The organism is Desulfobacter sp. (genome assembly GCF_050177295.1).
Map to the genome: position 1 here is coordinate 1 of NZ_JBFXHE010000195.1, position 8,079 is coordinate 8,079.

The 8,079-nt window shown below is 49.0% G+C and carries 11 protein-coding genes; 9 read left to right on the forward strand and 2 right to left on the reverse strand.

Annotated features, from left to right (window positions below; genetic code table 11):
• The 8 genes from AB7U36_RS13900 to AB7U36_RS13935 all read left to right on the forward strand — a co-directional run.
• Positions 1-390 (forward strand): efflux RND transporter permease subunit (locus AB7U36_RS13900; protein WP_428160343.1); only part of this gene is annotated, 390 nt, incomplete at its 5' end.
• 1 nt (position 391) lies between these two features.
• Complete coding sequence (locus tag AB7U36_RS13905; protein ID WP_428160344.1) at positions 392-1,816, forward strand: efflux transporter outer membrane subunit; 1,425 nt, start codon at positions 392-394, stop codon at positions 1,814-1,816.
• Between the two features lie 42 nt (positions 1,817-1,858).
• Positions 1,859-2,380: a hypothetical protein gene (locus AB7U36_RS13910; protein ID WP_428160345.1), complete on the forward strand. Its 522-nt coding sequence runs from the start codon at positions 1,859-1,861 to the stop codon at positions 2,378-2,380.
• Positions 2,381-2,392: 12 nt separating this feature from the next.
• Positions 2,393-2,656 carry a hypothetical protein gene (locus AB7U36_RS13915; protein ID WP_428160346.1) on the forward strand — a complete coding sequence of 88 codons (264 nt, stop codon included), beginning with the start codon at positions 2,393-2,395 and terminating at the stop codon, positions 2,654-2,656.
• A 47-nt stretch (positions 2,657-2,703) separates the two neighbouring features.
• Positions 2,704-3,342: a DUF4178 domain-containing protein gene (locus tag AB7U36_RS13920; protein ID WP_428160347.1), complete on the forward strand. Its 639-nt coding sequence runs from the start codon at positions 2,704-2,706 to the stop codon at positions 3,340-3,342.
• An 81-nt stretch (positions 3,343-3,423) separates the two neighbouring features.
• Positions 3,424-3,792, forward strand: coding sequence for a hypothetical protein (locus AB7U36_RS13925; RefSeq protein WP_428160348.1), 369 nt, complete (start codon positions 3,424-3,426; stop codon positions 3,790-3,792).
• Positions 3,767-3,907, forward strand: coding sequence for a hypothetical protein (locus tag AB7U36_RS13930; RefSeq protein WP_428160349.1), 141 nt, complete (start codon positions 3,767-3,769; stop codon positions 3,905-3,907). Before AB7U36_RS13925 ends, AB7U36_RS13930 begins: the two co-directional genes overlap by 26 nt.
• A gap of 140 nt (positions 3,908-4,047) precedes the next feature.
• Positions 4,048-4,920, forward strand: coding sequence for a DUF2334 domain-containing protein (locus AB7U36_RS13935; protein WP_428160350.1), 873 nt, complete (start codon positions 4,048-4,050; stop codon positions 4,918-4,920).
• A 105-nt stretch (positions 4,921-5,025) separates the two neighbouring features.
• Here AB7U36_RS13935 and AB7U36_RS13940 read toward each other — a convergent pair whose 3' ends face one another.
• Entirely contained in the window at positions 5,026-5,217 is a 192-nt protein-coding gene (locus AB7U36_RS13940; RefSeq protein ID WP_428160351.1) for a hypothetical protein, read from the reverse strand.
• Positions 5,218-5,698: 481 nt separating this feature from the next.
• Here AB7U36_RS13940 and AB7U36_RS13945 point away from each other — a divergent pair, with 481 nt between their 5' ends.
• Positions 5,699-7,648 (forward strand): pyruvate kinase, encoded by a 1,950-nt coding sequence (locus tag AB7U36_RS13945; protein WP_428160352.1) that lies wholly within the window; start codon positions 5,699-5,701, stop codon positions 7,646-7,648.
• Positions 7,649-7,886: 238 nt separating this feature from the next.
• On the opposite strand, the gene AB7U36_RS13950 is transcribed toward AB7U36_RS13945, so the two are convergent.
• Positions 7,887-8,079, reverse strand: a 193-nt coding sequence (locus AB7U36_RS13950) for a hypothetical protein (protein WP_428160353.1), incomplete at its 5' end; no start/stop codon positions are given.

An 8,079-nucleotide genomic window follows, 5' to 3' on the forward strand; every position in this document is an offset into this window, starting at 1 on the left:
TTCCAGATCGGGTTTTTAACCACGCTCGGCCTTTCGACCAAAAACGCCATCCTGATCATTCAGTTTATCAAGGAGCGCATGACACACGGAGAAAGCCTCGTTGATGCAACGCTTGGCGCCGCCAAAACACGGTTCCGGCCGGTTATGATGACCTCTCTGGCATTCTTCTTCGGCGTTCTGCCGCTGGCCATCAGCACCGGCGCCGGCGCCGGCGCAATGAATGCCATTGGCACGGCCGTTTGCGGGGGCATGCTCTCCGCCACGTTTATCGATCTTATTTTCATTCCCATCTTTTTTGTCCTGGTATCACGATTGTTCAAGGGGAAGAAAGAGAAGGAGCCCGTTTCCGAACAGCATATGGATACCACCGCGTCCGAGGAGGTTCGCTGAGATGATAAGAAAAATACTGGTTGTTATAGGTGTCTTTGTTTTCCTGGGCGGCTGTTCCCTGGCACCCAAATACCAACAGCCCCGGACACCAATTTCCGATACCTGGCCCCAGGGCGAAGCCTACGGGGACACCCAGTCCGTATCCGGAATACCGACAGCCCAGGAGTTGAACTGGCAAGATTTTTTTACCGACCAGAAGCTCAAAAAGATTATTGAAACGGCCTTGGACAATAACCGTGATCTGAGAATCGCCGCCTTAAACGTGGAAAAAGCGCGTGCGCAGTACGGTGTCCAGCGGGCTGAGCTGTTTCCCGCGGTTGATGCCTCCGGCGCCCGGAGCGAAGAGCGCCGGTCAAATGACCTTATCGATCCGGAGGCATCCAGGAACGTGGAGCAATACAACGTCGATCTGGGAATTGCCTCCTGGGAGATTGATTTCTTCGGACGGATACGGAGCCTGAAAGACCAGGCCCTGGAAGAATATATGGCCACGGAGCAGGCCCGCCGCAGCGCACAGATCGCACTGATATCCGAAGTTGCCAGGACCTATCTGACACTTGCGGCGGACAGGGAACTCCTCAATCTGGCCCGGTTTACGTTTAAGAACCAGCAGGATTCTTATACTCTTATCCTGGCAAACTATCACACAGGGCTGGCGACCAGGATTGACCTGCGCCGGGCACAGACCCAGGCAGATGTCGCACGAAGGGATGTACAGTATTATATTCAGCTTGCGGCACAGGACCTGAATGCATTAAACCTTCTGGCCGGTACGCAAGTGCCCGAAGCCATGTTGCCGAATGACCTCAGCAGTGTACCGCCTGTTAACGGGATCTGGGCCGGCCTGTCCTCCCAAACGCTTTTGAACCGGCCGGATATTGTTGCCGCCGAACACCGGCTCAAAGGGGCGTATGCGTTTATCGGCGCAGCACGGGCCGCCTTTTTCCCCCGTATTTCCCTGACCGCTTCCATGGGAACGGCAAGTGATGAACTCTCCGGGCTGTTCGGTTCCGGATCAGATACCTGGAATTTTGTACCCGGGATCTCCATGCCGATCTTCGACACCCGTGTATGGGCAGCCCTCCGGGTCAGTAAAGCAGACCGGAAAATCATCCTGACCGAGTATGAAAAAGCCATTCAGACAGCCTTCAGGGAGACCGCCGACGCACTTGCCGTTCAGGGGACCATAGACCTGCAGGTGGCGGCACAGGAATCCATCGTTGACGCGGCAACCGAGACCTACAGCCTCTCGGATGAACGCTACAATCTGGGGATAGACGGTTATCTCAGCGTGCTTGATGCGCACAGGTCTCTTTACGCAGAGCAGCAGAGCCTGATATCACTTCAATTGGCAAAGATGGCAAACCAGGTAAATCTTTACACGGTCCTGGGCGGAGGCGGCGGGCCTCTTCAGTCCGCCAAATAGGAACTTAAATAAGGCTCTTAAAAATTTGGAAGGGAATACTTCATGACCGTTATAATTATAGCTGCCGTATTTATTATCGCGCTATTTGCATTCAACCTTATTATCAGGGGCCTGAAAACACCAAGAGTGTCATCAACACCCAGGGAGCCGTCCCCGCCGGCACCTGAAAAAAAAGACCCGGTCGCTGATTTCAAGGAAATCCTTGATACCCTGATCAAGCTGAATCTTCTGATCCGGACCGACCGTGATTTTTCCATGGACCTGATTTTAAAAATAGAATCCATTATTGACGGCCTTAAAGCCCTTATCCCGGACATGATCACCCGTTACCCGGGGGAGACCCTGACCTATGAACTGAGAAAGATCGGGAGCACCCATTTGTTTAAAACTGTTAAAGAGTATCTCGACCTTTCCCTGGACAGCAGGCAGGCCCAAAGAGAGGCCTTTGAAAAAACCATTGAAAGCCTTCATGACGTATGCGTAAGATCACGGCAGATTGTGGACAATGACGAAACCGCAGAATTTGAAACCATGGCCCGCTTTCTTGGGGGGAAATTTTCATAAATGAGAAAATCAATGTCCATTTTGGCTCAGGAACTTGCCAACGTGGCCGGGCAGGCCAAAGCCCCTGTACTGGCAGAAGCTACACAGGCATCAGGACAGGGGGCGCTTACCCCTGTCCAGGTCCCCGGCGAGCTGGTGCCGGTCCGGCCCGGGCACCTTGCTGTTGAGGATATCAAGGCCCTTGAAAATGAGGCCCAATCCTTTGCCCTGAGCGTTATGAACGAACGTTTCAGAGCAAGGACAGATGCATTAATGTCAAGGCGTCAGGAGAACTAGTGTTTGTCCAAACACGGGCTTACGTTTAGACAAAAGGAGAACTAATTATGATTTCCGTTTCCGAACAAAAATCCTTTGATCAGCGGTTTTCCCTGATCCGCACCATGGCCCCGGACAAGGTGCTGTCCCAGGAGGAACAGACCCGCCTGACCATCATGGATGCCGGTGTTGGCGACTGTTTTACCTGTTTTGGCAGCACTTATGTCATCCAGGAGATCAGCACCTACCAGGAGGCCAGTGAGGATTATTCAACGCTCAAAGACTACTTTGTCACCGAACTGGCCTGTCTGTGCCTGGAGACCGGGGCCTTAGGCCATTTTGAATGGGAAATTGATGATGAACTGGCGGTGTGTATCACCCTGGACCAGACCAAATTCAAACGGCTGACCGATGACGAAGGCCAGCCCATTGATGAAGATGACCTGGACCAGATTGTGGCGGATGAGGACAGTATTGTCTATGCCGGGGGAACCTTTGACTATGATGATGACTGGGCTGCCGTGTGCCGGCGCAACGGCAAGGAAGAACATGTTTATATGTACGAATTTGTCAATAACCGTTCGCCCTTGTTCATCACCATTGAGGAGTGGCAGGACGGGGATAAAGAGGAATACCGGATTTATATTTCCAAACCTGTGAACCCGGCTGAGCTGACCCTGGTCACCAGAGGGGGTGGCAAACCATGAGGCGATGTAGCCTCTGTTTTAAAACAGGACAAACCCGGAGGCGACGCCTAGGCCAACGCCCAGATCAAGTAGGTCAACTCGGTGATCCAGGAAGCTAAAAACCAGGCAAAATCGCCCTTTGAGCGTGTAAGCAGGATCAAGGCTGCCATGATCGGGGCTCGGGCCATGGAAACATCGGCCCTATCTTACGCAGATACCATCCTGTCAAAGGTGCAAAGCCTGGAACAGGGCCCCGTGGCCAAGGCAAAGGGAAAATTCCCTACAAACATTGCAACTGAGATTAAAGAGGATAAAAATGTTGCGGCCCTGGTGGTGGTCCAGACGACCATCATTGCCCTGGCAGGGGGGGGGTATTCACCCACCCTGATATCTGTCCTACGGATATACCAGCCATTACAGTCTGGTGCTTTACTTTTTTGTTTCCGTGATCGGTATTCTCATCGGGCTTGAAATTCCGGTGATCATACGGATCAACAACGATTTTTCAAAGGAACTGTCCACCAACCTGGGCAATATCCCATTGCTTGTGATCATGGCCCGGATTTTTTATTTTGCCGTACCATGAAAATGTGCCTTCGTTCGGGGACTGGAGCTGGTTTTTATGCAGCCGTAAAGATTGGGGCAACGCGCTTTGGCAGCAACGAATTGCAGAACTTGAATTTATTGAAGAAACTTGTTGGCCAATTTTATTGAAAGGATGTTCACGTGAAAACAGTCGTATTATTCCAACGCATTCTGGTTACTTTTTTATTTCTATGTATGGTTTCATTCACGGCTTGCAACAAGCATCCAATTGACAATAAACAAGTCAACGTCGTCTTTCGGCTAGATGATTATTCAGCTTGCAGCAATACCGACATGGAACTGAGAATCATTGATGCTTTCCGCAAGAATGAAGCTTGCATAACCTTAGGAGTCATCCCCTATGTATGTGCGGGCGATATTCATGATCCTTCTCCGCAGGATGTAATTCCTCTTACATCGATGAAAGGGGATATTTTAAAGAGTGGCTTTAATGATGGTGTATTAGATGTAGCATTGCATGGTTACTCTCACCAAACAATTAGCGCTGAGCAATGGACTGAATTTTCAGGCCTAGATTACAACCGTCAAGTAAAAAGATTAGCCAACGGCAGGAAACTCCTTGAGAGCATGATAGACGCGCCTATCAGTACCTTTGTGCCACCGTGGAACAGGTACGACGTGAACACATTACGGGCTCTTGAAGCGCTTGGGTTTTCAACTCTTTCGGCGGATAATAAGAGAGGGGAGGTAACAGAAAAGTGTAAGCTCAATTTCCTGCCGTACTCATCCAGCCTCTCTGGGCTTCGCGATGCTGTCGAAGCATCACGAACATCTTCTGACACTCAACCTGTCATTGTTGTTTTGTTCCATGAATATGACTTTAAGGAGATTGATGAGAAGCGTGGTAGCATTACTTATCAAGAGTTTTACGCGCTTTTGAATTGGCTCAAATCCCGGAAATATGTTCGCTTGCTTTCAATCAGCCAAGCAACTCAAGTCATTACTGATTTGAGTGCTAAGCGTTTTCTTATGAGCAAACTGGATCATTCGTGAGGCATTTGTGGTATTCCATGTATTCTATAGTGACATCGCGTGTGCTGTCAAAACACATACCAAAACCCGCACCTGCTGAGTCCACGGCCGTATATACAAGTATCTTCAAGGTTCGAACGGGTTCTCCCGTAGCCAATCTTGCTGGCCTAGGAGTCCCAATGATGATTCATAGCCAATGATGATGCAATGCAGCAGGGGTTTTTCTTTTCTGTTGGCTGTCCTTAATTCAGACAGCCGTTCAAGGTACCGGTCCTTCAATTGCTCGATTACCCAGTCAATATCCACTTCATGTTCCATTTTACGTCCCCTTTCCATGGCCATTAAGGATAAGTTTACTAACGGATTTTTATCAATATATGATAGGTGATAGGCAAAAGAGGGCGTGTTCCATTAATTATAATTTGGAAAATATGAATAGTACCAAAATTATAGGAATAACGCTACAAGATACCATTCCAATAATTGGGAGGTCGAACAAAACACTTGCTATTACCCCTCCAGCAGCAATCAGGAATCCGCTATATCGCTTGATTTTATTATTGAGGCACTTGATCCTATACTGCTTTTAGCATTGCTATGTTTTTTTGTATATCTTGCCTTTAAGTCGTTTACATGATTTATGTTAGGAAAATGTTAAAAACGTATTAAATTTAACCGCGGTTGATCACTAATTTACCAGCTACCTTATTTTAGGCTTTTGTTAAACTCAGTGATGCAGGTTGACAGAAAAGCCGGTTCCATCTTAAAAGTTCGGATAAATATGTATGGAGACGATCATATGAGTACAGAAAAGAAGGTGGGTATTCCCCCCAGATTCTTTAGTGATCGCACGAGCCTGAAAGAGCGAAGTCGCTGGCAAAGTGATCAGATAGACGAGGTTATCACAGAGTTAAGCCAGATCCGGTCCGAGATGCTCAAAAAAGAATCTGCTTATGCTGAACAGATCAAAGAGATTCCCTCTGAAAGACATCCCAGTATACGTAATCTGCTGCATTATATTGCACTACGCAGTCGAGACATCTCAACCCTGCAATTAAAACTTGCCCGGTTGGGACTATCTTCGCTTGGACGCTGTGAATCAAGTGTTATTGACACCATTGATTCGGTATTGTCCATCATGCAGGAAATAACGGGAAAAAAGGTGGCATTGCTCGCTGAGGAGGCTAAGCCGGTTACATTTTCCAGCGGTCGGCGTTGCATGGAGAAAAATACCCGGCAGCTTCTTGGAGATCCTCCGGAAACTATGGGGCAAGCCATCATGGTTACCATGCCTGCCGCTGCTGCGGACGATTACAGCTTTGTGCGCGACCTTGTAGATGCCGGCATGAATATCATGCGGGTGAACTGTGCCCACGATGACCGGCATGTCTGGTTGGCCATGATTGACAATTTGAGAAAAGCAGAACGGGAACTGGGACGACATTGCCGGGTAGCCATGGATCTGGGCGGCCCCAAAATACGCACCGCCGAGATTGAACTCGGTCCAAATGTGCTTCGATGGAAACCCAAAAGAGATGCACTGGGGCGTGTGATTCTGCCGGCGCGAATCTGGATCTCCTTCTCCGGCACATCTGTGGATGAAGCAGGCCTTTTCCCGCAAGACTCAAATACCGTACTTCTTCCTGCCACCGGCACGCTGTTGCCAACCCTGAACCCGGGAGACAGATTGCACTTTACAGATGCCAGAGGACGGAACAGGATGCTTACCGTCATCGCAAAAAACGATCATGGGTTGTGGGCTGAATCCAACAGCACGGCATATGTCATTCCCGGAATCCGGATGCATCTTGAGTCCAAAGACAAGAAAAGAATAACGGAAAAAAAGGTCACCGTTGGCAATGTGCCTGCTAAACAGCGTTCCATTGTCCTTCACAAAGGCGATTTGCTTATTGTAACCAATACCGATATTCCCGGCCATCCGGCCAGTTATAACGAACAGGGAAAACTTTTGAACCGCCCCAGCATCGGATGTACGCTTCCTGAAATATTCAAAGACGTACAGATGGGTCATCGTATTCTCTTTGACGATGGCAAGATTGCCGGGGTTGTTGTAAAAACAGCTGAAACCCACCTGGTTGCCGAAATCACCAGAGCCCAGGAGCAGGGGGACAGTCTGCAATCGGATAAGGGAATCAATCTGCCGGACACTGAACTGCATTTACCAGCACTGACCGTAAAGGATATCGAAGACCTTGAATTTATCGCCCAGCATGCGGACATCGTTAATTATTCCTTTGTCAGACGCAGAGAGGATCTTGAACATCTGGAGCAGGAATTGCGGCGATTGAATCGAACGGATATCGGTATTGTGCTGAAAATCGAGAATCGGCAGGCAGTTGACAATCTTCCCATGCTACTGACCATGGCGCTGCGCGGCCCTGCATCAGGCGTAATGATTGCCCGCGGGGACCTTGCTGTGGAATGCGGCTGGGAGAGGCTTGCCGAGGTGCAGGAAGAAATTCTATGGATGTGTGAAGCGGCACACATGCCGGTCATATGGGCTACCCAGGTGCTTGAGGGGTTAGCTAAAAAAGGATTACCGTCCAGAGCAGAAATTTCCGATGCAGCCATGGGTGCCCGTGCCGAATGTGTCATGCTCAACAAGGGGCCTAATATCGTCGGAACGGTCCGTTGTCTTCGGGATATCCTCAGTCGCATGCATGCGCATCAAGTGAAAAAACGCGCCATGTTCCGGCGGCTGGAAATGGTCGATAGTCTTCTTGAGTAACCTGCTGAATAATAAAGCTCATTGCACTATGGAATTTAAAAGTATAGGAATTTCCATTTTGCCCCCCCCCTGATATCATTATATTGTGGTCATATCAGGGGAAATGTGTTTAATTTATTCATCAGAGGATGCAATTTTGACGCGCCTGAATAATCAAGGGGGGACATATCATGAACATTGAGGATAGACAACCTGATAGCACCTCTAAACTGAGATATAAGGCCGAAAAAATAATCTGTCAGAGAATAATCCCGTCGTTAGCAGATCCCACAGGCTTGTCAGCCGAGAAATCTGCCAAATGATTCATGAACTTGAGGTGCATAAGCTTGAGCTGGAGATGAAAAATGATCAGCTGCGTGCAGCGCAAGAGGACCTGGAGACTTCCCGAAAGCTCTATTTCAATCTTTATGATCTCGCGCCGGTCGGGTATT

Bases quoted from the DNA above. Each gene is read 5' to 3' on its own strand.
- AB7U36_RS13905 (WP_428160344.1), top strand. From the start codon at position 392: ATGATAAGAAAAATACTGGTTGTTATAGGTGTCTTTGTTTTCCTGGGC.
- AB7U36_RS13945 (WP_428160352.1), top strand. From the start codon at position 5,699: ATGAGTACAGAAAAGAAGGTGGGTATTCCCCCCAGATTCTTTAGTGAT.
- AB7U36_RS13915 (WP_428160346.1), top strand. From the start codon at position 2,393: ATGTCCATTTTGGCTCAGGAACTTGCCAACGTGGCCGGGCAGGCCAAA.
- AB7U36_RS13920 (WP_428160347.1), top strand. From the start codon at position 2,704: ATGATTTCCGTTTCCGAACAAAAATCCTTTGATCAGCGGTTTTCCCTG.
- AB7U36_RS13910 (WP_428160345.1), top strand. From the start codon at position 1,859: ATGACCGTTATAATTATAGCTGCCGTATTTATTATCGCGCTATTTGCA.
- AB7U36_RS13940 (WP_428160351.1), bottom strand. From the start codon at position 5,217: ATGGAACATGAAGTGGATATTGACTGGGTAATCGAGCAATTGAAGGAC.